The sequence below is a fragment of the Pseudomonas sp. genome (genome assembly GCF_036404235.1).
In the GTDB taxonomy this organism is placed as follows: domain Bacteria; phylum Pseudomonadota; class Gammaproteobacteria; order Pseudomonadales; family Pseudomonadaceae; genus Aquipseudomonas.
Genome location: NZ_DASWOT010000091.1, coordinates 14,810 through 37,471, shown reverse-complemented (window position 1 = coordinate 37,471; position 22,662 = coordinate 14,810). Strand labels below are relative to the sequence as shown.

At 56.5% G+C, this 22,662-nt stretch carries 23 protein-coding genes and 1 pseudogene; 11 read left to right on the top strand and 13 right to left on the bottom strand.

Annotated elements, in window-relative coordinates:
• Positions 1-12 precede the first annotated feature (12 nt).
• The 3 genes from VGC62_RS11175 to VGC62_RS11165 all read left to right on the top strand — a co-directional run bounded on the left by VGC62_RS11175 (position 13) and on the right by VGC62_RS11165 (position 4,502).
• A complete protein-coding gene (locus tag VGC62_RS11175; RefSeq protein WP_331187142.1) occupies positions 13-1,647 on the top strand; it encodes an ABC transporter substrate-binding protein in 1,635 nt (544 codons plus the stop codon).
• A 155-nt stretch (positions 1,648-1,802) separates the two neighbouring features.
• Positions 1,803-2,750 carry an acetamidase/formamidase family protein gene (locus VGC62_RS11170; protein WP_331187141.1) on the top strand — a complete coding sequence of 316 codons (948 nt, stop codon included), beginning with the start codon at positions 1,803-1,805 and terminating at the stop codon, positions 2,748-2,750.
• A 9-nt stretch (positions 2,751-2,759) separates the two neighbouring features.
• Positions 2,760-4,502, top strand: a complete 1,743-nt coding sequence (locus VGC62_RS11165) for an ABC transporter ATP-binding protein (RefSeq protein WP_331187140.1) — start codon at positions 2,760-2,762, stop codon at positions 4,500-4,502.
• 95 nt (positions 4,503-4,597) lie between these two features.
• Here the strand turns inward: VGC62_RS11165 and VGC62_RS11160 are convergent, their stop codons facing one another.
• The gene (locus VGC62_RS11160; protein WP_331187139.1) at positions 4,598-5,797 is read right to left on the bottom strand and encodes an HD-GYP domain-containing protein; all 1,200 of its coding nucleotides are present in this window, start codon (positions 5,795-5,797) and stop codon (positions 4,598-4,600) included.
• Positions 5,798-6,194: 397 nt separating this feature from the next.
• Between VGC62_RS11160 and VGC62_RS11155 the strand changes: the two genes are divergently transcribed.
• Both VGC62_RS11155 and VGC62_RS11150 read left to right on the top strand, forming a co-directional pair.
• Positions 6,195-6,839 carry an MBL fold metallo-hydrolase gene (locus VGC62_RS11155; RefSeq protein WP_331187138.1) on the top strand — a complete coding sequence of 215 codons (645 nt, stop codon included), beginning with the start codon at positions 6,195-6,197 and terminating at the stop codon, positions 6,837-6,839.
• A 130-nt stretch (positions 6,840-6,969) separates the two neighbouring features.
• Positions 6,970-7,668, top strand: a complete 699-nt coding sequence (locus VGC62_RS11150) for an OmpA family protein (protein ID WP_331187137.1) — start codon at positions 6,970-6,972, stop codon at positions 7,666-7,668.
• 241 nt (positions 7,669-7,909) lie between these two features.
• Here VGC62_RS11150 and VGC62_RS11145 read toward each other — a convergent pair whose 3' ends face one another.
• The 3 genes and pseudogenes from VGC62_RS11145 to VGC62_RS11135 form a co-directional block, all read right to left on the bottom strand.
• Entirely contained in the window at positions 7,910-8,815 is a 906-nt protein-coding gene (locus tag VGC62_RS11145; protein ID WP_331187136.1) for an acyltransferase, read from the bottom strand.
• A 103-nt stretch (positions 8,816-8,918) separates the two neighbouring features.
• Positions 8,919-11,009: a phosphate acetyltransferase gene (gene pta / locus VGC62_RS11140; protein ID WP_331187135.1), complete on the bottom strand. Its 2,091-nt coding sequence runs from the start codon at positions 11,007-11,009 to the stop codon at positions 8,919-8,921.
• A 114-nt stretch (positions 11,010-11,123) separates the two neighbouring features.
• A pseudogene (locus tag VGC62_RS11135) lies at positions 11,124-11,435 on the bottom strand (DUF3565 domain-containing protein).
• On the opposite strand from VGC62_RS11135, the gene VGC62_RS11130 reads away from it, so the two are divergent.
• The 3 genes from VGC62_RS11130 to VGC62_RS11120 all read left to right on the top strand — a co-directional run bounded on the left by VGC62_RS11130 (position 11,434) and on the right by VGC62_RS11120 (position 13,852).
• Positions 11,434-11,919, top strand: a complete 486-nt coding sequence (locus VGC62_RS11130; RefSeq protein ID WP_331187134.1) for a peptidylprolyl isomerase — start codon at positions 11,434-11,436, stop codon at positions 11,917-11,919. The pseudogene VGC62_RS11135 and the gene VGC62_RS11130 sit on opposite strands and share 2 nt — an antisense overlap.
• A 133-nt stretch (positions 11,920-12,052) precedes the next feature.
• Complete coding sequence (locus VGC62_RS11125; RefSeq protein WP_331187133.1) at positions 12,053-12,535, top strand: glutathione peroxidase; 483 nt, start codon at positions 12,053-12,055, stop codon at positions 12,533-12,535.
• Positions 12,536-12,748: 213 nt separating this feature from the next.
• Positions 12,749-13,852, top strand: coding sequence for an NADH:flavin oxidoreductase (locus VGC62_RS11120; RefSeq protein WP_331187132.1), 1,104 nt, complete (start codon positions 12,749-12,751; stop codon positions 13,850-13,852).
• A 33-nt stretch (positions 13,853-13,885) separates the two neighbouring features.
• On the opposite strand, the gene VGC62_RS11115 is transcribed toward VGC62_RS11120, so the two are convergent.
• Complete coding sequence (locus VGC62_RS11115; RefSeq protein WP_331187131.1) at positions 13,886-15,061, bottom strand: glycosyltransferase family 1 protein; 1,176 nt, start codon at positions 15,059-15,061, stop codon at positions 13,886-13,888.
• A 356-nt stretch (positions 15,062-15,417) separates the two neighbouring features.
• Between VGC62_RS11115 and VGC62_RS11110 the strand changes: the two genes are divergently transcribed.
• Positions 15,418-15,837: a flagellar protein FlhE gene (locus VGC62_RS11110; protein ID WP_331187130.1), complete on the top strand. Its 420-nt coding sequence runs from the start codon at positions 15,418-15,420 to the stop codon at positions 15,835-15,837.
• A 44-nt stretch (positions 15,838-15,881) separates the two neighbouring features.
• Here the strand turns inward: VGC62_RS11110 and VGC62_RS11105 are convergent, their stop codons facing one another.
• Together VGC62_RS11105 and VGC62_RS11100 are read right to left on the bottom strand one after the other, a co-directional pair.
• A complete protein-coding gene (locus VGC62_RS11105) occupies positions 15,882-16,376 on the bottom strand; it encodes a hypothetical protein (protein ID WP_331187129.1) in 495 nt (164 codons plus the stop codon).
• A 53-nt stretch (positions 16,377-16,429) separates the two neighbouring features.
• Complete coding sequence (locus tag VGC62_RS11100; RefSeq protein WP_331187128.1) at positions 16,430-16,732, bottom strand: hypothetical protein; 303 nt, start codon at positions 16,730-16,732, stop codon at positions 16,430-16,432.
• Between the two features lie 208 nt (positions 16,733-16,940).
• Between VGC62_RS11100 and VGC62_RS11095 the strand changes: the two genes are divergently transcribed.
• The gene (locus VGC62_RS11095) at positions 16,941-17,555 is read left to right on the top strand and encodes a hypothetical protein (RefSeq protein ID WP_331187127.1); all 615 of its coding nucleotides are present in this window, start codon (positions 16,941-16,943) and stop codon (positions 17,553-17,555) included.
• Between the two features lie 33 nt (positions 17,556-17,588).
• Here VGC62_RS11095 and cysZ read toward each other — a convergent pair whose 3' ends face one another.
• Positions 17,589-18,344 (bottom strand): sulfate transporter CysZ, encoded by a 756-nt coding sequence (gene cysZ / locus VGC62_RS11090; protein ID WP_331187126.1) that lies wholly within the window; start codon positions 18,342-18,344, stop codon positions 17,589-17,591.
• 406 nt (positions 18,345-18,750) lie between these two features.
• On the opposite strand from cysZ, the gene trxB reads away from it, so the two are divergent.
• Positions 18,751-19,713 (top strand): thioredoxin-disulfide reductase, encoded by a 963-nt coding sequence (gene trxB, locus VGC62_RS11085; RefSeq protein WP_331187125.1) that lies wholly within the window; start codon positions 18,751-18,753, stop codon positions 19,711-19,713.
• 497 nt (positions 19,714-20,210) lie between these two features.
• Here the strand turns inward: trxB and VGC62_RS11080 are convergent, their stop codons facing one another.
• The 5 genes from VGC62_RS11080 to folM form a co-directional block, all read right to left on the bottom strand.
• Complete coding sequence (locus tag VGC62_RS11080) at positions 20,211-20,552, bottom strand: HopJ type III effector protein (RefSeq protein ID WP_331187124.1); 342 nt, start codon at positions 20,550-20,552, stop codon at positions 20,211-20,213.
• Positions 20,545-20,841 carry a DUF1244 domain-containing protein gene (locus VGC62_RS11075; RefSeq protein WP_331187123.1) on the bottom strand — a complete coding sequence of 99 codons (297 nt, stop codon included), beginning with the start codon at positions 20,839-20,841 and terminating at the stop codon, positions 20,545-20,547. The genes VGC62_RS11080 and VGC62_RS11075 overlap by 8 nt, the downstream gene beginning before the upstream one ends.
• Positions 20,842-20,952: 111 nt before the next feature.
• On the bottom strand, positions 20,953-21,324 hold the full coding sequence (folX, locus tag VGC62_RS11070) for a dihydroneopterin triphosphate 2'-epimerase (RefSeq protein ID WP_331187122.1): 372 nt from the start codon (positions 21,322-21,324) through the stop codon (positions 20,953-20,955).
• A 3-nt stretch (positions 21,325-21,327) separates the two neighbouring features.
• Positions 21,328-21,888 carry a GTP cyclohydrolase I FolE gene (gene folE, locus VGC62_RS11065; protein WP_331187121.1) on the bottom strand — a complete coding sequence of 187 codons (561 nt, stop codon included), beginning with the start codon at positions 21,886-21,888 and terminating at the stop codon, positions 21,328-21,330.
• Between the two features lie 21 nt (positions 21,889-21,909).
• Positions 21,910-22,620: a dihydromonapterin reductase gene (gene folM, locus VGC62_RS11060; protein ID WP_331187120.1), complete on the bottom strand. Its 711-nt coding sequence runs from the start codon at positions 22,618-22,620 to the stop codon at positions 21,910-21,912.
• Positions 22,621-22,662 lie beyond the last annotated feature (42 nt).

Here is a 22,662-nt window from a genome sequence, read left to right as displayed (position 1 = left end):
GGGAGCTGGAGCATGAAGCGCAAAGTACTGTCCCTGGCCATTGCGGCCACCTTATTCAGTGGATTCGGCCTCAGCGGTTTCGCGCTGGCCGACGACATTGATGCCAACGCCAGGAACGGCGGTTCGGCGGTTGTCACTTACCAGAACGACGTTGCCACCCTGGACCCTGCCATCGGTTACGACTGGCAGAACTGGTCGATGATCAAAAGCCTGTTCGACGGCCTGATGGACTACAAGCCCGGCACCACCGAGCTGGTCAAGGATCTGGCTGAGAACTACACGATCTCGGACGATGGCACCGTTTATACCTTCACCCTGAAAAAGGGCGTGAAGTTTCAGAACGGCCGCGAGCTCAAGGCCAGTGACGTGAAGTACTCCTTCGAGCGCACGGTCAACCCGAAAACCCAGAGCCCGGGCGCTGGTTTCTTCAGTGCCATCGTCGGTTATGAAGACATGGCGGCGAGCAAGGCCGAGCATCTGAGTGGCGTCGAAGTGGTTGATGATTACACCGTCAAAATCACCCTCAAGCAGCCTAACGCGACCTTCCTGCACGTGATGGCAATCAACTTCGCCTCGATTGTGCCCAAAGAGGAAGTCGACAAATGGGGCGCTGACTTTGGCAAGCACCCGGTCGGCTCCGGCGCCTATAGCCTGGCGCAGTGGAAGCTCGGTCAGCAGATTGTGTTCAAGAAGAACCCGAACTATTACAAGGCCGGACTGCCACACCTGGACACCATCACTTTTGAAGTTGGGCAGGACCCGATGGTTGCCCTGTTGCGCTTGCAAAAGGGCGAAGTGGATATCGCCGGTGACGGCGTACCTCCGGCCAAATTTCTCGAATTCAAGAACGACCCAAAATACAAAAACCTGATGATCACCGGCGATCAACTGCACACCGGTTACGTCACGCTGAAAACCACTTTGCCGCCGTTCGACAACCTCAAGGTACGTCAGGCGGTGAACATGGCGATCAACAAGGATCGCATCGTGCGCATCATCAACGGCCGAGCGGTGCCGGCCAACCAGCCGCTGCCACCGGCGATGCCGGGTTACGACAAGTCCTATAAGGGGTATGCGTACGACGTCGAAGCGGCGAAAAAGCTGTTGGCTGAAGCCGGTCATCCGAACGGTTTCGACACCGAGCTGTACGTGATGAACACCGATCCGCAGCCGCGTATTGCGCAGTCGATCCAGCAGGATCTGGCGAAAGTCGGGATCAAGGTGCAGATCAAATCCCTGGCGCAAGCCAACGTGATCGCCGCCGGCAGCGCGAAGGATCAGGCGCCGATGGTCTGGTCCGGCGGCATGGCGTGGATCGCCGACTTCCCGGACCCCTCGAACTTCTACGGCCCGATTCTCGGTTGTGATGGCGCTGTCGACGGCGGTTGGAACTGGTCGTTGTATTGCAACAAGACGCTGGACGCCGCAGCGGCCAAAGCCGACAGCATGGCCAAACCGGAACAGCAGGCCGAGCGTACCGAGATGTGGAGGAAGATCTTCACCGACGTCATGGCTGACGCGCCGTGGGTGCCAATCTTCAACGAACAACGCTTTACCGTACGCTCCTCGCGCATGGGCGGCGCCGACATCCTGTACGTCGATCCGGTCCATGTGCCAGTGAACTACGACTATATCTGGATCAAGTAGCGGCATCTTGTAGGAGCCCCCGAAGGCTGCGATGCGATCTGTCTGACATACCGCAATCGCAGCCTTCGTAAACTCGTCAGCGCCTACAGGGGGCCGGTGTCATAGCCTGAATATTCAAACGATCAAAACGCAAAAAAAATTCGGAGAACTGCTCCATGTGCCAGAACTGCCTGGTCAAAACCATTCACAGTATCCACAGCCATTTCGGCTGGGATAACCGCTTCAAACCGGCTGGAACAGTGGCGCCGGGTTCGATGCTGGAATTCAAATGCCTGGATTCCTCTAACGGCTACTTCACGCCGAATTCGACCGTGAACGATGTGGCGAACATGTCGTTCGACAAGATCAACCCGGTCACCGGGCCTATCTTTGTCGAAGGCGCTGAGCCAGGCGACATTCTGAAAATCACCCTCGACAGCTTCAAGCCCAGCGGCTTTGGCTGGACTGCGAACATCCCCGGTTTCGGGCTGCTGGCCGATCAGTTCAAAGACCCGGCCCTGGCGCTGTGGCACTACGACAAAGACACCCTCGCACCCGCCGCTTTCAGCGATTTCGCCAAGGTCCCGCTCAAACCATTCGCCGGCACCATCGGCCTGGCTCCGGCTGAATCGGGCCTGCATTCGGTGGTTCCGCCACGTCGCGTGGGTGGCAATCTCGACATTCGCGACCTGTCTGCGGGCACCACGTTGTACCTGCCGGTTGAAGTCACTGGCGCGCTGCTTTCCATTGGCGATACCCACGCTGCGCAAGGCGATGGTGAGGTGTGCGGCACGGCCATCGAGAGCCAGATGGATGTGGTGGTCAAACTCGACCTGATCAAATCCACCCCCTTGGCCAGCCCGCGCTTCAGCACGCCGGGCCCGGTCACGCGGCACCTTGACGGCGCCGGTTACGAAGCCTTCACCGGCATCGGTCCAGACCTGATCGACGCTGCACGCCAAGCCGTCAGCAACACCGTTGATTGGTTGTGCCGTGAGCACCACATGCCAGCCGAGCAGGCGTACATGCTGTGCTCGGTGTGCGGCGATTTGCGCATCAGCGAAGTGGTCGACTTGCCGAACTGGGTGGTGTCGTTCTACTTCCCGAAAATCGTGTTTGCGTGAGGCGTGTTAATGAATGATCAGCTTCCCCCAGCGGTGCTGTCGGTCGAGCGCCTGAGCATCGATATCGGCCATGGCGCCAGCCCCAGGCGCGTTGTTGATGAGCTGAGCTTTACCCTGCGCGCTGGCCAGACGCTGTGCATTGCCGGGGAGTCCGGCAGCGGCAAATCGCTGTCGTCGCTGGCGATCATGGGCTTGCTCCCGAAGGCGGCCAAGGTGTCCAGCGGAGCGATTATTTTCGAAAGTAGCGACCTGATCACGCTGCCCGAGCGCGACCTGCAACTGCTGCGCGGCAAGCAGATCGGCATGATCTTTCAGGAGCCGATGACCTCGCTCAATCCGCTGATGACGGTCGGTCAACAGATGGACGAAACCTTGCGTCGGCACGAGCCGCTGGATCGCAAGGCGTCGCGCCGTCGGACCAGGGAGATGCTCGATTCGGTGCGCATGCCGCAGGTGGACAAACGCCTCACGCAATACCCGCATGAGCTGTCGGGCGGCATGCGCCAGCGCGTGATGATTGCCATGGCCATGCTCTGTCGCCCGAAAGTGTTGATCGCCGACGAGCCGACCACCGCGCTGGACGTGACGATTCAGGCGCAGATTCTTGAGCTGATGCGCGAGCTGCAGCAGGTCTATGGCACCAGCCTGTTGCTGATTACCCACGACATGGGCGTGGTCGCTGAAATGGCCGACCAAGTGGTGGTGATGAACCACGGTCGCACCGAAGAACAGGCGTCGGTGCGTCAGTTATTCACCCAGCCGCAAGCCGCTTACACACGAAAACTGTTGGATGCAGTTCCTGTCTTGGGGACCGCGGGCAAAGCCGAGGACCTGCGCGAGCAGCCGGTGGTGCTGGCCGTGAAAGACCTCAGCGTGCGCTTTGCGCTACGCATGGGCTGGTTCGAAGAAGTCAAACAGGTGCGTGCGGTGGAGAAGGTTAGCTTCGAACTGCACGACGGCGAAACGCTCGGCCTGGTGGGGGAGAGCGGTTGCGGCAAGTCCAGTACCGGTAAGGCGCTGATGAACATGATTGCCTATGAGGGCAGCGTGAAACTGTCCGGCAAAGAACTCAACGGGCTGCAGGGCGCTGATTTACAAGCGGTGCGGCGCGACATTCAAATGGTGTTTCAGGACCCGTACGCTGCGCTCAATCCGCGCAAGACAATCTTCGAACTGGTCGGCGAGCCACTGCTGATCCACGACAAAATGCCCGATGCGCTACGCAAGGCTCGGGTCGCCGAATTGCTGCATCAAGTGGGCATGCCCGCCGATGCCTTGCAGCGTTATCCGCATCAGTTTTCTGGAGGGCAACGGCAACGCATCTGCATCGCTCGCGCCCTGGCGCTGAACCCGAAAGTGATCATCGCCGATGAATCGGTCTCGGCACTCGACGTATCGGTACAGGCCCAGGTGCTGGATTTACTGGAGTCACTGCAGAAGCGGCATCGACTCAGTTACCTGTTCATCTCCCACGACATGGCGGTGGTCGAGCGCATTTGCCATCGCGTCGCAGTGATGTATGGCGGCCAGATCGTCGAAATAGGCCCGCGCGATCAAGTACTGCACAATCCACAGCACCCGTACACCAAACGCCTGCTCAGTGCCGTGCCGTTGCCGGATGTCGACCGCAAGCGCGATTTCAAGGCATTGCTTCAGGAGTTCGAACAGCCGAGCCCGATCAAGGCCAAGGGCTTTGTGATGCCTGCGCAGCAGTTCAAGGCACTGGGGGAGGGGCATTGGGTGGCGGTGTGAGTGAATGCTCATCACACATATAAATAGACTTTCTGTAGGAGGTGCGCGACGGGCGATCCCCTACGGGGTTAATCAGTGCAAACATTTGATTGGGCTCAGCCCGCCGCCCCCTTCGACCAAAGCACATCAACATTTCCCACGTTCCAATCCTGTGCCAGTTCGAACTTGATGATCATGTCTTCTTCACTCGGGTGCGCGAGGTCGATCACTTTTTGCTCAATCCTTGCGGCGGTCAGGGCCGACATGAAGACCTTCACCTTCGGTTGCAGCAATGATTTTGTATTCTGTTCGATCACGACTCCAAGGCGATCGCTTCTCAGGCGAACCAGTGCGCCAACCGGGTAGATACCCACTGTTTTGACAAAGTGCTGGAAGACCTTCTCATCAAAGTGTCCTTCCCAGGAGGCCATTTCCTTAATCGAATACGCCGCGTCCCAGCCCTTTTTATACGGCCGCTGCGAGGTGACAGCGTCATACACATCGCAGATGGCACCCATCTTCGCGAACAGGCTGATCTGGTCGCCCGACAGGCCATGAGGGTAGCCTGTTCCGTCGATTTTCTCGTGGTGATGAAGGCAGACATCCTTCACCACTTCCGTCACTTGCGGGTTTTCCCGGAGAATCTTCACCCCCGCTTCCGGGTGGTGCTTCATCGTCTGGTATTCCTCGGCCGTCAGACGATCCGGTTTGTTGAGGATGGTCTCGCAGATCATCATCTTGCCCACATCGTGCATCAACCCAGCCACGCCCGCCTCACGCACCTGTTCTTCCGGGAGGCCCATTTGCCGGGCCAGTGCGACCATCAACGCGCAGACCGCTACCGAGTGCATGTAGGTGTATTCGTCAGAGGTTTTCAAACGAGACAGGCTGATCAGTGCATGAGGATGGCGCACCACCGAATTCGAGATTTCCTCGACCATCATATCCACGTCTTCAACGTTAATGGCGCGGCCCATTTTGGCCTCGCAGAACATGATCATCACTTCCGTTTTGGCACGGCTACAGATCAGTCTGGCGCGGGCCAGTTCCTCGCTCATCAATGCCGGCGATATGTCGCTGTTCGCTGATTTTTCAGCTGGCGCCTTGGTCTCTGAGGTCATGGTTGGGCGCAAGCCACGGCAGGTGTCGATCCACACTTCAGTGATGGACGATTGCTGGATACGTTCCAGAGCGCGGGGGTCTTGCAGCAGTGACTCGACATTGTTGATCCAGAACGAGTCATTGACCAACGGGCCGCAGAACTCGTGGATGTACATGCCCAGCGTCAAATCGTAAACCAGTATTTTTCTTAGCATGGGAGGCTGTTCTACCGACAGTTTGATCAGTTCGCCGCTGGCACATCACCTGACAGGCAGGGTGGATAAGGTGCTGCCTTTTCGTGCGATCATCAATAATGATGTAATTGCACAGTGCCACTATAAGGGGCCGTATGTGAAAAAACCATGTGCCTTCGTCGGAATTCAATGACCGTTGTTGGCTACGTAGTAAGCATGCAGTGAGCGTTGCCCTGAGTATTCCAGGCAGGTGAACTCCGGCCTGCAATGTCAGGCCCGCGCCTGATGTTGTAGAGGGTCATCTCGCCACTGCGAAGGTATTGTGGATGTACTGTCCGCTTCGCGAGCAAGCTCCCTTCCACAGGTTATTTATCGCTGGTTAAATCAATGACCTATTTTTTGTTTGATGAGAGCCTCCATGGACGCCGCAAAGCCCTTGCTTATCCGCGAAACTTTCCCCGTCGGCCCGTTGCAGTGCAACTGCACGATCATCGGCGATCCATTGACCCGGCAGGCCATCGTGGTGGATCCGGGCGGCAACCATGAATTGATTCTGGCCAGGCTCCAGGTGCATGGTTTGAAGGTGGTTAGCATCATTCACACTCATGCGCATCTGGATCATTTCCTGGCGTCGGGGCAGTTGAAGGAGAAGACCGGAGCGACACTGCATCTGCATAAAGAAGATCAGTTTCTATGGGATAACCTCGAAACGCAGTGTCAGATGTTTCGTGTGCCATATGTTGCGCAGCCGCCTCCAGACCGTTGGTTGGAGCACGATGAAGAGCTGGCCTGCGGCTGCGGGGTGGCATTGCACACGCCAGGGCATACACCGGGATCGATGAGTTTCTGGTTTGCCGATGCCAAGCTGTTGATTGCAGGCGATACATTGTTCAAGCGCGGTATCGGTCGCACGGACCTGTGGGGCGGGAGTCAGGCAACGATTGTGCGTTCGATCAAGGAGCGACTGTACAGTCTCGATGAAGAGGCGACGGTAGTGACCGGGCACGGCCCGGACACGCGATTGGGCGACGAGATGCGTGAGAACCCTTTTGTCAGAGCTTGATCGCGTTCAGGTGCCGTTAAGGAATTTTCGCCTAATGTCATGCTCTAACCGCGCACACCACACGTGCCTTTGGTCGCCATTTCTTGCTAATCCAAATTGTGCCGCACAAAGCAAATCAGGAGCTGCATTCATGCTGAATTCTCGTCGTTTGATCATTGCCGCCACGGCCATCGCGATACTGTCCGGGTGCGCCACTCAGTCCAATCCTTACGACAACCAAGGGCAAGCCCAAAGTTCGGGCGGTGTCAGTAAAACTGCCAAATATGGCGGTCTGGGCGCGCTGGCCGGTGCTTTGGCCGGTGCCGCTATCGACCATAACAATCGCGGCAAAGGGGCATTGATTGGCGCCGCAGTCGTGGGTGCGAGCGCCGCCGGATACGGTTATTACGCTGACAAGCAAGAGGCTGCATTGCGCGCGAGCATGGCCAACACCGGTGTTGAGGTGCAGCGTCAGGGTGACGTGATCAAGCTGGTGATGCCGGGCAATATCACCTTCGCCACCGATTCTTCGGCAATCGCCAGCAGCTTCTACTCGCCGCTGAACAATCTGGCGGGCTCGTTGAAGCAGTACAACCAGAACATGATTGAGATCGTTGGCTACACCGACAGCACGGGTAGCCGCCAGCACAACATGGACCTGTCGCAGCAGCGTGCGCAGAGCGTGGCGACCTATCTGACCTCGCAAGGCGTAGATGCGTCGCACCTGTCTGTTCGCGGTGCCGGTCCCGATCAACCGATCGCCAGCAACGCTGACGTCAACGGTCGTGCTCAGAACCGCCGCGTCGAGGTCAACCTGAAACCGATTCCTGGCCAGGAATATCAGCAGTAATCATCCTCGACGCTCAGTTTTGTAGACTGATACCCCACCGTCCAGCGCGCCGCGCTATTGCGCAGCCAACACTGGACGTGTTGGAGCGAGGCCGGGCGGCGTTCTGCTTGCCCGCGAGGGATTGCGTAGCTACCGATATTTTCAGTGACTGGCAATCAGCCTTCGCGGACAAGCCTCGCTCCATTAGGTTATTTTATTGTCAGTAAAATCAATGGGTTAATGGGTGGTTGAGAGCGGTGCTTCAGCGCTTGGCGGGGTACTGCTGGTGTAGCGACTCCAGCAGCTCGTCCTTCTCTTCCCACAATCGATTAATCCACTGCTGAAACTCCAGGCGGTATTCACCGTCCTGGTCGTAGCTTTTACCGATGAACTGCTGTGGGATTTTGATCTCTTCGAAATGCGCGACGACTTCGTTGACGTTGCCACAGAGCAAATCCCAGTAGCCGGTGTGCCCGTCTGGGTAGTGAATCGTCACGTTGACGATGGATTCCAACTGCTCGCCCATGGCATCCAGGACGAAAGCAATGCCGCCTGCCTTGGGCTTGAGCAGGTGTTTGAACGGGGACTGCTGTTCTGCATGCTTGGCATGGGTGAAACGCGTGCCTTCGACGAAGTTGAAAATGCCTACCGGGTTGTGGCGAAACTTCGCGCAGGTGCGGCGGGTGGTTTGCAGGTCTTTGCCTTTCTTTTCCGGGTGCTTTGCCAGGTACGCCTTGCTGTAGCGCTTCATGAACGGGAAGCCCAGCGCCCACCACGCCAGCCCGATCACCGGCACCCAGATCAGCTCCTGCTTGAGGAAGAACTTCAACGGACGAATCTTCCGGTTGAGGATGTATTGCAGGACCATGATATCGACCCAGCTTTGGTGGTTGCTGGTCACCAGATACGAGTGTTGATAATCCAGCCCCTCAAGCCCGGTCACGTGCCATTTGGCGTGATCCATGAGGTTCATCCAGGCTTTGTTGTTGCTGATCCACGCTTCGTGGATGTGGCTCATCAGCCAGTCGGTGACTTTCTGCGCCGCCGCACAGGGCAGGCACAGCTTGAAGAGGGCGACGATGAACAGCGGCGTGCAGCAAACGATGGTGTTGAGCGCCAACAGCAGCGAGGCGATGACGCCGCGCAAAGGGGCAGGTAAGAAATCCATGACGGACGAACTCCGGTGATAAGACAGCTGCCACCGGTGAGTCCCCGGCGGCGTTATTGTGTGGGGTCAATGTGTCAAAGCGACTTGTTTTTAACTGGGTTTTTCAAAGCAAGTTGGCCGCCTGAATGGCTGTCAGCGCAATGGTATAGACGATGTCGTCCACCTGCGCGCCGCGTGGTAGATCGTTTACCGGTTTACGCAGGCCTTGCAGCATCGGCCCGAGACTCACGCAATCGGCACTGCGCTGAACAGCTTTGTACGTCGTGTTGCCGGTATTGAGGTCGGGGAAAACGAACACGTTGGCGCGCCCGGCCACCGGGCTGTCGGGCGCCAGTTGTCGGGCGACGTTTTCGTTGGCGGCGGCGTCGTATTGCAGCGGCCCGTCGATCAGCAGGTCACGCTGGATTTCCTGTGCCAGTTGCGTGGCTTCGCGAACCTTTTCTACCTCTTCGCCACTGGCAGAATTACCGCTGGAATAGCTGATCATCGCCACACGTGGAGCAATCCCGAAGGCCACGGCCGAATCGGCGCACTGCACGGCTATTTCCGCCAGTTCGCGGGCCGTTGGGTGCGGGTTCATGATGCAGTCGCCGTAGACCAGCACTTGCTCGGGGAGCAGCATGAAAAACACCGACGACACCAGCGTGCAGCCCGGGGCGGTCTTGATCAGTTGCAACGCAGGGCGAATGGTGTTGGCGGTGGAGTGAATCAGCCCGGACACCAACCCGTCGACCTCGTCCAGCGCCAGCATCATGGTGCCGATTACCACCGGATCTTCCAGTTGCTGTTCAGCCATCGGTGCATTCAGGCTTTTGCTCTTGCGCAGTTCGACCATCGGCGCGACGTAGCGCTCGCGGATCAAGTCGGGGTCGAGGATCTCCAGCCCCGGCGGCAATTCGATGCCTTGAGCGCGGGCCACGGCCTGGACTTCTTCCGGTTTGGCGAGCAAGACGCAACGCGCAATGCCGCGAGCCTGGCAGATGGCGGCAGCTTGAACGGTCAACGGCTCGGCGCCTTCGGGTAGGACGATACGTTTGTTCGCCGCCTGCGCGCGCTGAATCAGTTGATAGCGGAACACCGCTGGCGACAGACGCAGTTCGCGCGGGGTGCCGCAGCGTTGGTGCAGCCAGTTGGCATCCAGATGGCCCGCGACGAAATCGGTGATGATCTCTGCGCGTTCGCGGTCATCGATGGGGATTTCCTTGTTCAACTGATTGAGCTGGTTGGCGGTATCGTACGAGCCCGTGCTCACCGACAACACCGGAAGCCCTGCCTGCAAGGCGCCTCGGCACAAGTCCATGATCCGCGGGTCGGGTAGGGTGTCGCTGGTCAGTAACAGGCCGGCCAATGGCACACCGTTCAAGGTCGCCAGGCTGACCGCCAGAATGATGTCGTCGCGATCGCCAGGCGTCACGACCAGCACCCCCGGCTTGAGCAGTTGCAAGGTATTGAGCACGGTGCGTGCGCAGATGATGATTTTCGACATGCGCCGCTGTTCGTAATCGCCAGCGTTGATCACCTGAGCGCCGAGCAGTTCTGCCACGTCGCGGGTGCGCGGTGCGTTGAGGTCCGCCTGAAACGGCACGCAGCCTAGCAAGCGGAAATCTCCGTTGCGCAATAGCGGGGAGTGTTCTTTCAGGCGCGCAGCGAAGACTTCCATGCTTTCATCGGTGCGAACTTTATTGAGGATCACGCCCAGGACTTTCGGGTCTTTCGGGCCGCCGAACATCTGCGCCTGCAATTCGACGCGGCCGGAGAGCTCGGTCAGTACTTCGTTTTCCGGTGCCGACACCAGGATCACATCGGCGTCCAGACTCTTGGCCAGGTGCAAGTTGACGCGCGCGGCATAGCTGGCGCTGCGGGTTGGAACCATGCCTTCGACAATCAGCACGTCGCGACCCACTGCTGCTTCCTGATACAGCTTGATGATTTCTTCGAGCAGTTCGTCCAGTTGACCGTCGCCGAGCATGCGTTCGACATGCGCCAGCGCCAAAGGCTTGGGCGGTTTCAGGCCATGAGTGCGGGCGACCAATTCACTGGAACGCTCAGGTCCGGTATCACCTGGATGGGGTTGGGCGATGGGTTTGAAAAAGCCGACTTTGAGCCCGGCACGCTCAAGCGTTCGGACAAGACCAAGGCTGATGGATGTCAAACCCACACCAAAGTCAGTGGGGGCGATAAAAAAAGTCTGCATGCGGGCTTCTCGAATTGAGCAGTGCAAGGGCCGTGGCGTACGTCGCCAATGAGTTGGCCAGAAAAAACAGAACGCTATTCAATCGCAGCGTCTCAATGGGGCATAAGGTTATCGTTATTGTGCCTTGCGAGCACACCAGCCACAGGGAAAGCTTTGACCTGTTTTTTCCTGGCGACATGCGCGATAAAGTACCCACTCGCGTGACTGCCAGGGTGGCGAGTGGCGCACATGCTGGCTGTGCCCGCAGGACAGTTCGACGATCCAGTGACCTTCTTCATCCTGGCGAAAGCCGAGTATCGTAGAACGGTTGCTCTGTAAGGTGGCGTTTTTCAATCGGGGCCGTCCGTCTGAGTTGCGTTCGCTTTCGCGCGAGGGCTTGGTTAAACTTGCTCGTTCTTAACTCTTAAGTAAAAGGTCTTGCCCCATGCCGATTGCCGCCAACAAGGCTGTCTCCATTGACTATACCCTGACCAATGACGCTGGTGAGGTCATCGACAGTTCTGCCGGCGGCGCTCCGCTGGTTTACCTGCAAGGCGCAGGTAACATCATTCCGGGTCTGGAAAAGGCACTGGAAGGCAAGAACGTCGGTGACGAACTGACGGTCGCCATTGAACCTGAAGATGCCTACGGCGAATACTCCGCCGAACTGGTCAGCACCCTGAATCGCAGCATGTTCGAAGGTGTCGACGAGCTGGAAGTTGGCATGCAGTTCCACGCTTCGGCGCCGGACGGCCAAATGCAGATCGTTACCATCCGTGATCTGGACGGCGATGACGTGACTGTCGATGGCAACCACCCGCTCGCCGGTCAACGCCTGAACTTCCAGGTCAAGATCGTCGATATCCGTGAGGCCAGCCAGGAAGAAGTCGCGCACGGTCATGTGCATGGCGAAGGCGGCCATCATCACTGATTTGTGCTGCTAAGCTCAGAGAGCTGGCCAGGCGTCCTTACAGGTTTCGCGAAAACGGGTTTCGTTTTTGCGCCTGACAGGGCGCCTTTTTCGGCCGATGGCGTTTTTTGTATGGTGAGCAGGGGAGTTCGTCATGAGTATATTTCACGACCTGAAATTAAAAGCTCTGGATGGCCAGGAACTGCCTCTCGCGCCATTCAAGGGCAAAGTGGTTCTGGTGGTCAATGTGGCGTCCAAATGTGGCCTCACGCCGCAATATGCAGCACTCGAAAACCTCTATCAAAAGTACAAGGACAAAGGTTTTAGTGTGTTGGGCTTGCCTTGTAATCAATTCGCTGGACAGGAGCCTGGGACTCAGGAAGAGATCCAGGAATTCTGCTCGCTAAATTACGGCGTGACCTTTCCGTTGGGCGACAAGCTCGAAGTGAACGGCCCACACCGTCACTCTCTTTATCGACTGTTGGCGGGCGAAGGCGCTGAATTTCCGGGCGACATCACCTGGAACTTCGAAAAATTCCTCGTCGGGCAAGACGGCCGTGTATTGGCGCGCTTTTCACCGCGTACCACGCCGGACGATCCTGCCGTTATAACGGCAATCGAAAAAGCGCTGCATTGATCTATACCGCGTCGCGCGTCTCCCGATAGCGTCCGCGATTGCGGTATGCCCCCTTAAGGTTGGCCCTTCTCAGGCAAGCATGTCCCGACCGTCGACGTCGCTTGCTGCAACCACTTTTGGGCCTTAATCACTCCAATAAATAGTGCTGTCGTCTGCCCGACCTTGCGCTCTATTCTCCGTGATCTGAAAAATCCCATCCCCGAGGGCAAGCGCATGCCAGTAAAAGCCTTATTCAAACCCTTCAATCTGGGCAGCCTGGAGTTGTCGTCGCGGGTGGTGATGGCACCGATGACGCGCTCGTTTTCCCCTGGTGGGGTGCCCAACTCCAAGGTCATCGAGTACTACCGTCGTCGCGCAGCCGCAGGCGTCGGTTTGATCATCACTGAAGGCACCACGGTCGGCCACAAAGCATCAAACGGTTACCCGAACGTTCCGCAGTTCTTTGGCGAAGCGCCCTTGGCAGGCTGGAAAAAAGTGGTCGAGGCGGTTCACGCCGAAGGCGGCAAGATCGTCCCGCAGTTGTGGCACGTTGGCGCCGTTCGCCGCTTGGGGACTGAGCCGGACGGTGCCGTGCCTGCATATGGTCCGACTGAAAAACTCAAGGATGGCAACGTCGTCGTTCATGGAATGAGCAAACAGGATATCGACGACGTTATCGGCGCGTTTGCGCAAGCAGCCAAAGATGCTAAAGCCATCGGCATGGATGGTGTGGAAATCCATGGCGCGCATGGCTACCTCGTCGATCAGTTCTTCTGGGAAGGCACTAACCAGCGCACCGATGAATACGGCGGCAGCCTCCTCAAGCGCTCGCGTTTTGCCATTGAATTGATTCAAGCGGTTCGTGCCGCGGTTGGCCCTGATTACCCGATCATCTTCCGTTTCTCCCAATGGAAGCAGCAGGACTACAGCGCCCGTCTGGTGCAGACGCCGGAAGAGCTGGGCGCGTTCCTCAAGCCGTTATCTGACGCGGGTGTGGACATTTTCCACTGCTCGACGAGGCGCTTCTGGGAGCCTGAGTTCGAAGGTTCTGATCTGAATCTTGCGGGCTGGACACGCAAACTGACCGGCAAACCGACCATTACCGTGGGCAGTGTCGGGCTGGACGGAGAGTTTCTGCAGTTCATGGTCGACACCGACAAAGTCGCACAACCGGCCAGCCTGGAGAATCTGTTGCACCGCTTAGCCAACCATGAGTTCGACCTGGTCGCGGTCGGCCGTGCGTTGCTGGTCGACCCGGACTGGGCGATAAAAGTGCGTGATGGTCGTGAGCAAGACATCCTGCCGTTCAGTCGCCAAGCGCTGACCCGGCTGGATTGATTGAACGCTTGAGAATCACGACTTTCGTGATTCTCAGCGCTGAACGTGGCTCATGGCGGGTAAATCCCGGACCTCGATCACTGATCGCAGCTGTTTTTCCAGCAGCTCGACAGTGCCCATCCAGCCTTGACGACTCGCATGTTGGCGCGCATTCAAGCGCACTCGCCGTAGTGTCTCTTTGTCCTCCAGCATCCAGCACGCAGCGTCGATGAAACCATCTTCGTCCCCCGGCATCGCCACTGCTCCGTTATGGCCATGGCGGATGTGCTGCGCTGCGGCTGCTTCGTCATAGGCCACCACGCCTAAACCTGATGCCAGCGCCTCCAGAACCACATTGCCGAAGGTATCGGTCAAGCTTGGAAACACAAACAGATCGCCCGAGGCGTAATGCGCCGCTAATGCCTCATCGCGTTGCGCGCCACAGAAAATTGCATCGGGCAATTGCTGTTCCAGTGACGCTCTTTCGGGGCCGTCGCCGACGATGATCAGCCTGAGCTTTTTGTCGGGGTGAGTGTTTTTCAGCGCGTTGAATGTTGGCTTGAGAAGCCTGAGATTTTTCTCCGGCGCCAGACGGCCAACATACAACACAGCAGTGTCGGGTGTTTCCAGGCCCCAACTTTCACGCAGAAAATTCGAGCGTTTCGAGGGATGAAACAGTTGACTGTCGACGCCTCGCGGCAGGAGCTCCAGGCGCTCGAAACCGCGACGTTCCAATTCGGCTTTCTGGCTGATACTGGGCACCAGCGTTGCGTCAGAACGGTTATGAAACCAGCGCAAGTAGTGCGTCAACAACCGCGTCAGAAAGCCCAACCCATACTCCGGGGCGTACTGCTGGAAATTGGTATTGAAGCCGCTGACGATTGCAATCCCCAGGCGGCGAGCCGCGCGCAACGCGCAAAAGCCCAGCGGCCCCTCGGTGGCGATGTACAAGACATCCGGTCTGTTGCGTTGCCAGCGGCGCAGTAATTTGTGCATCGACGACTGCCCCCATTGCAACCCCGGATACCCCGGAATTGGCCAGCCACGGCACAGCATCACATCGTCACCAGCGGCACCGGGCTTGTCGCTGGCCTGCCTGGGCCGAACCACCTCCACCCGATGCCCCCGCAGGCGCAACCCCTCACACAGCCGACTCAGGGTATTGGCCACGCCATTGATCTCGGGTGCGAAGGTTTCGGTAATCAGGGTGATATGCAGGAGTCTGTTCATGACAGGCAGTTTCAAATCCAGCCGTTGCGCTTGTGTGGCGGTTGGGTGATGGATTTGTGACAGATAATTGGTTATAGCGACTGGCAGAGTACGCAGCGTACAAGAATTTTTAATTATGGCGTTTTTAAAATAATAGGTTTGCTTGGTGTGTTTCCTACAGTCAAATGTTTATTTTCCTGTGTCGCTGTAAGGTGATTCTGAACTGCTGGAATTTCAGTGTTTTGGTATTGACTCAAAAAGCGTTCTGAATAACGTCAAGGTTATCGACAGACAGACTGAAGAAGTCGTAAGTCGATCCCTCACGAAAAACTTGGTTAGATATCAGGTGTTCGTATTAGAAATTCAGGAAAATAAAAATGAAAAACTGTAAGAATTTTAAAGGTGTTTTTGTGGCCGTAGGAATGTTATCGGTCATTTGTTTCGCGTCGCAGTCTGCTGTTGCAGGAACCTATAGCTCGTCTGTTAATCTGCCGACTCTCTATTCAAAAGGGTATATTTATACTGCAATTGTTCCTGTTCCGGTCGGTCCCAGACATGGCGTTAAGATCAAGAATATCACCTGGAATTGGAACGTGCATGGCTGGCCAAGGGGGTTGCAAGTATATCTTTGCCAAACTTTGACAAAATGTATTGATGTCTCTCGTCGACGTACTGGTTCGAGTCAAGCGTTCAAGGATAGTCACTCGACACAACCATTTTATTTTGAGCTTAAAATCTCAGGTGCTGGACCAATGCCCGTCGCGGGCCTTCTCGGTAGGCTGACAGTAGACTGGTAGCTTAGAGCTGGCTCGCACTCATTTTTAACGAGCGCGAGCCATTTTTACCAACCAAGCATGTCCTTGAAGCGCTCTGGAAGTGCATCATGGAAATCAAATATTTTTTCAAGGATTTCTGTATGCGATGTGCCTTTTGCTATTCCTGAGCTATAGAGGTGTGAACTTTTTATTTGCATCGCTTGGCTGATTTTTGCGAAGTAGGCTTGGGTCTTTGGTGTCACCAATTCTCCTGTCGCGGAATAGCGGATGTTTGGCCTGTCCGATAGGTCCAACAATTCGAAGCCTAATGCATTATGAGCATAGCCATAGGCTAACTTCGCGGCTTCCTGCGGGTCCGCTCTAGCCGCGTCTAGCATAGCGTGCCGTTCCTTAAGTCTTTCGGTTATCCGTATTTGTTCTCTTTCATGTTGCTTTGGGTCTATAGCGATTTTAAGAACGCCCTCGAAATGGTCACCACTCACTCGTCCATTGTTCTGCTCGCGTTCGGTTACCTGTGTGGTGGATGTTTTCGACAGAAGTGCGGTGGAATTTATTTGCATATTAACCCCTTGCAATAATGATTCAGCAATATGTCGATTTTTACATTCACCACCTAATGAGCACCTCCTATGACAAACGGCACAACCCGCGACTTACCTATTTTCTCCAGCGCTGCTGGCTTGGCTGAGTAGAGGGTTTCGACAGGGTTGAGGCTTCTCAACTCCATAGTCGAGCGAGGGCTGACGAGGCGAGCGAGGGCGGCCGGTTTGACGTCGGTAATTTGCTTTTCGGCGGGTTTGGCAGGCTCCATGGCATCGGCCAAGGCCTGCATGAATTTTGTCGAGCGGGGATCGACTTTACGTTCTAGAAAAGCGGATGGATTCTTAATGGGTTGAACGTGGTTTTTTACTTCCATGGCAATCGAGACTCCTGAGGATAAACGCTGGCCAGTGGACGGTAGCCACTGGCATTTGCTCTCTCGAATGAGGCTCGATCATGGTTACGCACGTCCGTTGTGCGATGTGTGGAAGACTTTTGTGGGAATGTTCCTGATTTTTTTGTTGGGGTTTAAAGGCTCAAAGCAGTCGATAGGATGTGTGTCTTCATCCAATTGAGGGAACATTGTGTCTGATTCGATGTATGTGCCGCCGACGGCAAATTTGAATGTGGAACCTGCGGGCGCGCCCGCATTCTTTACGGTGTCGACCACCAAGTTCATGACAATGCTGTTGGCGACATCCGGGCTATACGGTTGGTACTGGTTCTACAAAAACTGGGCGCTATACAGGCGGTATTCCGGCCGATCTATCTGGCCGATTCCAAGGGCTGTGTTTGGGCTAATCTTCCTGCCGTCGTTATTCTGCAAGCTGGACCGAGTGCTCAAGCAACAGGGCAAAGACGGAATGCCATTTTGGAGGGGCAGTGCAGCGCTCTTTATCCTTATCGCTATTGCGCCCATGGCGCTAAGTTTCCTGGTCGGGCTGTTACAGGGTTTGAATGGGCAGCCCTTCTCGGGGGGCGGTATTGTCCCAATGATTGCTGCTTCGATAATCCCGCTGATGCTTCAGAGCCTGATCCTGCTCAGGGTGCAACGTTTTATAAACGTTGTGAACGACGATCCATCCGGGAACACCAACGCCCGGCTCACCCACTGGAACTGGGTATGGATCGTTATCGGTTTGCTGTATTGGTTTGCGGGGTATCTGCTGATTGTCGCAGTGACTCAAGCGCCCTTATGACCTTGTAACAAAGGCCTCATTAGAGGCCTTTGTTTACGGCGTTTTGGCCAACTGCGTTTCAGCCCCGCGCTCCCTTACCCAGAACAACGTCGCCCCAGCTACCGCCGCAGGCATCATCAGGATGTTGACCACCGGGATCAGCAGCACCAGATAAACGATCCCGCCAAAACTCAGGCTTTGCCAGCGTTTGGCGCGCAGCCAGGCGAGCATGTCTTGCCAGCTCATTTTGTGGTTGTCGGCGGGGTAGTCGATGTATTGGATGGCCATCATCCAGACACCAAACAACAGCCAGAGCGGTGCCGCGATGATGTTGACTGCCGGTATCCACGAAAGAATGAACAGTGCGATGGCGCGTGGCAGGAAGTAACCCAGTTTGCGCATTTCGCGGCCTAGAGTGCGGGGTACCATTTCGACCAGCTCGCCCCAGCTGAACGCCGGGAAGTCATCTGTGCCACGAATCACCACTTCGACTTTTTCCGCGAGAAAGCCATTGAAGGGTGCTGCAATGACGTTGGCGATCATGGTAAAGGTGAAGAACACCATCAAGATCACCAGCACCACGAACAGTGGCCAGAGGATGTAGTTGAGCAAGCTCAACCAGCTCGGCAGCGTGGGCATGAGGGTGTCTACCCACATCTCAAACTGGTGGCCAGCGAGGTAAATCAGCCCCGCGAACAGCACCAGGTTGATCGTCAACGGCAGTAAGACGAACAGTCGCAGACTCGGGCTCAGGACCAATTTCAGGCCTTCACGCAGGTATTGCGGGCCAGACAGAGCGGGTGCGGGCATGGGGAGCTCCAAACGATGAAAACGCGCCGACCTTACCGGCTTTGACCGTCGGGTGAAAGCGGCTTTAAAGTCAATCGGTCTACACGTTTGCGCCCGTATTACCGAATTCGCCGGACCGTGCGTGTATGGCATGCTGCGGCTGACATTCGCTGAAACAAACTTGCAGCGGTAAACTCTACTAACTCGCTCGGCGTGACAGTTTGTCGGCATAGAGGCGGGCTATGAGCTGGATTGTGAAACGGTATTTCCTTAATCTCTGTTGCCTCGATAAGCTTGCGCGCAACTTTTGACCTTATTAATCGCGCCAAATGCTTTCGCCGATTTTTTTATCCCTGCCGGTTCGCCGGCTTTTCGACCCAGGTAACTACGACCTTACGTCACGATGGCCGGTCGATAGGAGTGTGTCATGTCCGATGTACGTCATTCCCGAGTGATTATTCTCGGCTCCGGCCCCGCCGGATACAGTGCTGCGGTCTATGCGGCCCGCGCCAACCTCAAGCCATTGTTGATCACGGGCATGCAGTCTGGTGGCCAACTGACCACCACGACCGAAGTCGATAACTGGCCCGGCGACCCGCATGGCCTGACCGGCCCGGTGCTGATGGACCGCATGCGTGAACACGCAGAACGTTTCGAGACCGAGATCGTTTTCGATCACATCAATGCCGTCGATCTGGCTGGCAAACCGTTCAGCCTCAAGGGTGACAACGGCACCTACACCTGCGATGCGCTGATCATCGCCACCGGCGCTAGCGCTCGTTACCTGGGCTTGCCGTCCGAAGAAACCTTCATGGGCAAAGGCGTTTCGGCCTGTGCGACTTGCGACGGCTTCTTCTATCGTAATCGCGAAGTCGCTGTGGTTGGCGGCGGTAACACCGCTGTTGAGGAAGCGCTTTACCTGGCCAACATCGCCAGCAAAGTGACTTTGGTTCACCGCCGCGAAACCTTCCGCGCTGAGAAGATTCTGATCGACAAGCTGCACGCACGTGTGGCTGAGGGCAAGATCGAACTCAAACTCAACGCGACCCTGGACGAAGTGTTGGGCGATGACATGGGCGTGATCGGTGCGCGCTTGAAGAACAACGATGGCAGCTTTGCCGAGTTAAAAGTCGACGGTGTGTTCATCGCTATTGGCCACACGCCGAATACTTCGTTGTTCGACGGCCAACTGGCGCTGAAAGACGGTTACATGGTTGTTCAAGGCGGCCGAGAAGGGAATGCGACAGCCACCAGCGTTGAAGGGGTTTTTGCGGCGGGAGACGTGGCTGACCACGTGTATCGTCAGGCGATCACTTCCGCCGGTGCAGGTTGCATGGCTGCATTGGATGTTGAGCGGTATCTGGATGGTTTGGCGAACGTATCGCTCTGACCTGCGCCCTTAAGCAAAAAAACCGGCTTGGCCGGTTTTTTTGTGTCTGCGTAAAGCGACATATTTTTCGTAGGAGCCCACTTGTTGGCGAGGCGGGGTGAGTCAAATACAGTGCTTCGCGAACAAGTTCGCTCTCATCAAACACGCTATAACTATCTGAATAAAATAGATTTTCTGTAGGAGCCGGGCTTGCCCCGCGACCGGCGGGGAGCCCGTCGTAAACTTGCACATGCGGTGGGACCGGTAGATTGCGTATACCGAGTTTACTGCCGCTGCGCGCCAGGTCGCGGGACAAGCCGCGCTCCTACCACTGATCACCCGCCACATTGAAGACATTCACCCTGCGCAGCGGTGAAGCATTTGATACGGCCAAGCTTTTCAGCGAAAAAAACCTGCTGAAAACTTGACCGGGAACCGAGTATCTACAGGCCCGTGTTTGCTGCGCGACAGCGCGGCTTCTGGACGACGGACGATCTCCTACAAACGTTTGATATAAATCAGGCTTTACGTGTCAGCGGTTCAGAGCTGAATCTGACTCCCGCCAGGCCATTGGCAATCAACGCCCGAATATTGCCGTGATCGCTACCTTCTGGCGTGGCTTGTACAGACCGATAATGCTCACCGAACGCCAGCAGTGCTTCTTCATCGCTCAAGCCCTCAAGTAACGCCAGCCCTAAGGTCTTGCATGAGCCTTCGTTCTGCCCGGCTGCATTTTCGACGCCGCCATTGTTGAACGCCTGCGGTTGGTAATCGTAATGCTCGGCGACAAACGACAGGGTATCGGCGAACGCATGTTCGCCACTGCGCAAGCGGACGCGCAGGGTATTCAGGTCAGTCATGCTTTTTTTCCTTGGCGAACGCGGCTTGCTGCCCGGCGCTGGCTTCTTTCTGATACATGGCTTTCCACTCGCTGTACGGCATGCCGTAGACCACTTCGCGGGCGTCGTCCAGGCTGATGTCGATCTGCTTTTCGTCAGCGGCGGCCTTGTACCACTTTGACAGGCAGTTGCGACAAAAGCCGGCGAGGTTCATCAGGTCGATGTTCTGGACATCCTTGCGGCTGTCCAGGTGCGCGACCAGACGGCGGAAGGACGCGGCTTCGAGTTCGAGACGTTCTTGCTCGGTCATGACGGGCTCTGTGCGGAAAATGATGGGGCGGATGATAAGAGTGAAGGGGTCGGTGGGCAACGGGTTGTGAGCCCCGCATGCTTCTGCCGACCCGCATCAAAAGCAGATATTTCAGCGCTCAGCGGCGAGGGTAATCGACACAGACTCTGCAAACCGCAACGCATGCGGTTTGTCGACCTCAACTTCGGCGTACCTCACGGCCTCATGGCCCATCACCAGATCCAGCACTTCCTGGGTCAAACGCTCCAGCAGCGCGAAGCGGTTGCTTTCTACGTGAACAATGATGGCCTTGGTGATGGTTCGGTAGTTCAGCGCGTGATCGATGTCGTTGTCGCGGACTGCTTCCTGTGCTGCGTACAGAATCGTCAGATTGATCAGCACGTCCTGCTTGTTGAGAATCTCATCCTCATTGATACCGATGTAAGTGCGCAGGCACAGGTCCTTGACCCGAATACGCGCGGTGCCTGGTTCAAGTCTTGCCATGGATTATTTACTCCGTCCGATCAGTTGCAGGAATTCCATCCGAGTGGTCGCCAGGTCACGGAAGGCGCCCAGCATGACTGAGGTATTCATGGTCGAATTCTGCTTTTCGACGCCGCGCATCATCATGCACATGTGCTTGGCCTCGATGACTACGGCGACGCCTGCGGCGTTGGTGACTTCCTGAATGGCGTCGGCGATTTGCCGGGTGAGGTTTTCCTGAATTTGCAGGCGGCGGGCAAACATGTCGACGATCCGTGCGATCTTCGACAATCCCAACACCTTACCCGTGGGAATATACGCCACATGGGCTTTACCAATGAACGGCAGCAGGTGGTGTTCACACAGCGAATACAGCTCGATGTCTTTGACGATCACCATCTCGTCGTTGTCTGACGCGAACAGCGCGCCATTGACGATCTCTTCAATGGTCTGGTCGTACCCGTGACACAAATACTGCATCGCTTTGGCGGCGCGTTTTGGGGTGTCGAGCAGGCCCTCACGGTCCGGGTCTTCACCTAGACCGACGAGAATTTCGCGGTAGTGCTGTGGCAGTGACAGGGTCATTAAAGAAATCCTCGGGGCGGCTCACTTGATGTGCCGTCCACCGTTTACAGTCAGGGTTGTGCCGGTAACGTATGGGTTTTCCAGCAGATAGCGCAGGCTCTGGTAGATCACCTCGGCGCCGGGTTCGATGCCCAGTGCGGATTTGGCCAGCGTGCGGGCGCGGTACGCCGCGTCGTCGTCGGGTTGAAACATCAGCATCGCCGGGGAGATACCGTTGACTTTGATTTTCGGTGCGAAGCGGGCCGCAAACGACAGCGTCAGATTGTCCAGCCCTGCTTTGCTGGCGCAGTAGGCGATGTGCTTGCTGCTGCCTTTGCGCGTGACGTCGTCACCAATGTGGATAATGTCGGCCGTTTGTGAGCGATGCAACAACTCGGCGCAATGCAGGTTGATCAGATAGGGCGCCAGCATATGAACGTTGAACATACGCAGGAATACATCGCCTTCGTCGCCTTGGGTTTCAGCGAGCCATTGCGAGGCGTTGTGTACGATGGCGCGCAGGCAGTCGGTGTGTGTTTTCAGCTCAGCGATGAAGTCGAGAATGCTGTCTTGTGACGAGAAATCTCCATGAATAGCGATGGCCCCCAGTTCCCGTAAGCGTTGTACGCCTGGGCGATCAGTGCGGTAGCTGATGATCACAGCATGGCCGTCGGCGAGCATACGTTCTGCGCAATACAGACCGACACGCTGGCTGGCTCCAGTGATCAGGACGGGGGCAGGGGAAGACGCCATGGGCTGCTCGTGTGTCAGGTGGGGAAAGTGAACGGATAGCTC

Bases quoted from the DNA above. Each gene is read 5' to 3' on its own strand.
- trxB (WP_331187125.1), top strand. From the start codon at position 18,751: ATGTCCGATGTACGTCATTCCCGAGTGATTATTCTCGGCTCCGGCCCC.
- pta (WP_331187135.1), bottom strand. From the start codon at position 11,009: ATGCAGACTTTTTTTATCGCCCCCACTGACTTTGGTGTGGGTTTGACA.
- VGC62_RS11125 (WP_331187133.1), top strand. From the start codon at position 12,053: ATGAGTATATTTCACGACCTGAAATTAAAAGCTCTGGATGGCCAGGAA.
- folX (WP_331187122.1), bottom strand. From the start codon at position 21,324: ATGGCAAGACTTGAACCAGGCACCGCGCGTATTCGGGTCAAGGACCTG.
- VGC62_RS11160 (WP_331187139.1), bottom strand. From the start codon at position 5,797: ATGCTAAGAAAAATACTGGTTTACGATTTGACGCTGGGCATGTACATC.
- VGC62_RS11120 (WP_331187132.1), top strand. From the start codon at position 12,749: ATGCCAGTAAAAGCCTTATTCAAACCCTTCAATCTGGGCAGCCTGGAG.
- VGC62_RS11115 (WP_331187131.1), bottom strand. From the start codon at position 15,061: ATGAACAGACTCCTGCATATCACCCTGATTACCGAAACCTTCGCACCC.
- VGC62_RS11100 (WP_331187128.1), bottom strand. From the start codon at position 16,732: ATGGAAGTAAAAAACCACGTTCAACCCATTAAGAATCCATCCGCTTTT.
- VGC62_RS11150 (WP_331187137.1), top strand. From the start codon at position 6,970: ATGCTGAATTCTCGTCGTTTGATCATTGCCGCCACGGCCATCGCGATA.
- VGC62_RS11110 (WP_331187130.1), top strand. From the start codon at position 15,418: ATGAAAAACTGTAAGAATTTTAAAGGTGTTTTTGTGGCCGTAGGAATG.
- cysZ (WP_331187126.1), bottom strand. From the start codon at position 18,344: ATGCCCGCACCCGCTCTGTCTGGCCCGCAATACCTGCGTGAAGGCCTG.
- VGC62_RS11080 (WP_331187124.1), bottom strand. From the start codon at position 20,552: ATGACTGACCTGAATACCCTGCGCGTCCGCTTGCGCAGTGGCGAACAT.
- VGC62_RS11145 (WP_331187136.1), bottom strand. From the start codon at position 8,815: ATGGATTTCTTACCTGCCCCTTTGCGCGGCGTCATCGCCTCGCTGCTG.
- VGC62_RS11155 (WP_331187138.1), top strand. From the start codon at position 6,195: ATGGACGCCGCAAAGCCCTTGCTTATCCGCGAAACTTTCCCCGTCGGC.
- VGC62_RS11170 (WP_331187141.1), top strand. From the start codon at position 1,803: ATGTGCCAGAACTGCCTGGTCAAAACCATTCACAGTATCCACAGCCAT.
- VGC62_RS11130 (WP_331187134.1), top strand. From the start codon at position 11,434: ATGCCGATTGCCGCCAACAAGGCTGTCTCCATTGACTATACCCTGACC.
- folE (WP_331187121.1), bottom strand. From the start codon at position 21,888: ATGACCCTGTCACTGCCACAGCACTACCGCGAAATTCTCGTCGGTCTA.
- VGC62_RS11175 (WP_331187142.1), top strand. From the start codon at position 13: ATGAAGCGCAAAGTACTGTCCCTGGCCATTGCGGCCACCTTATTCAGT.
- VGC62_RS11165 (WP_331187140.1), top strand. From the start codon at position 2,760: ATGAATGATCAGCTTCCCCCAGCGGTGCTGTCGGTCGAGCGCCTGAGC.
- VGC62_RS11075 (WP_331187123.1), bottom strand. From the start codon at position 20,841: ATGACCGAGCAAGAACGTCTCGAACTCGAAGCCGCGTCCTTCCGCCGT.
- VGC62_RS11105 (WP_331187129.1), bottom strand. From the start codon at position 16,376: ATGCAAATAAATTCCACCGCACTTCTGTCGAAAACATCCACCACACAG.
- folM (WP_331187120.1), bottom strand. From the start codon at position 22,620: ATGGCGTCTTCCCCTGCCCCCGTCCTGATCACTGGAGCCAGCCAGCGT.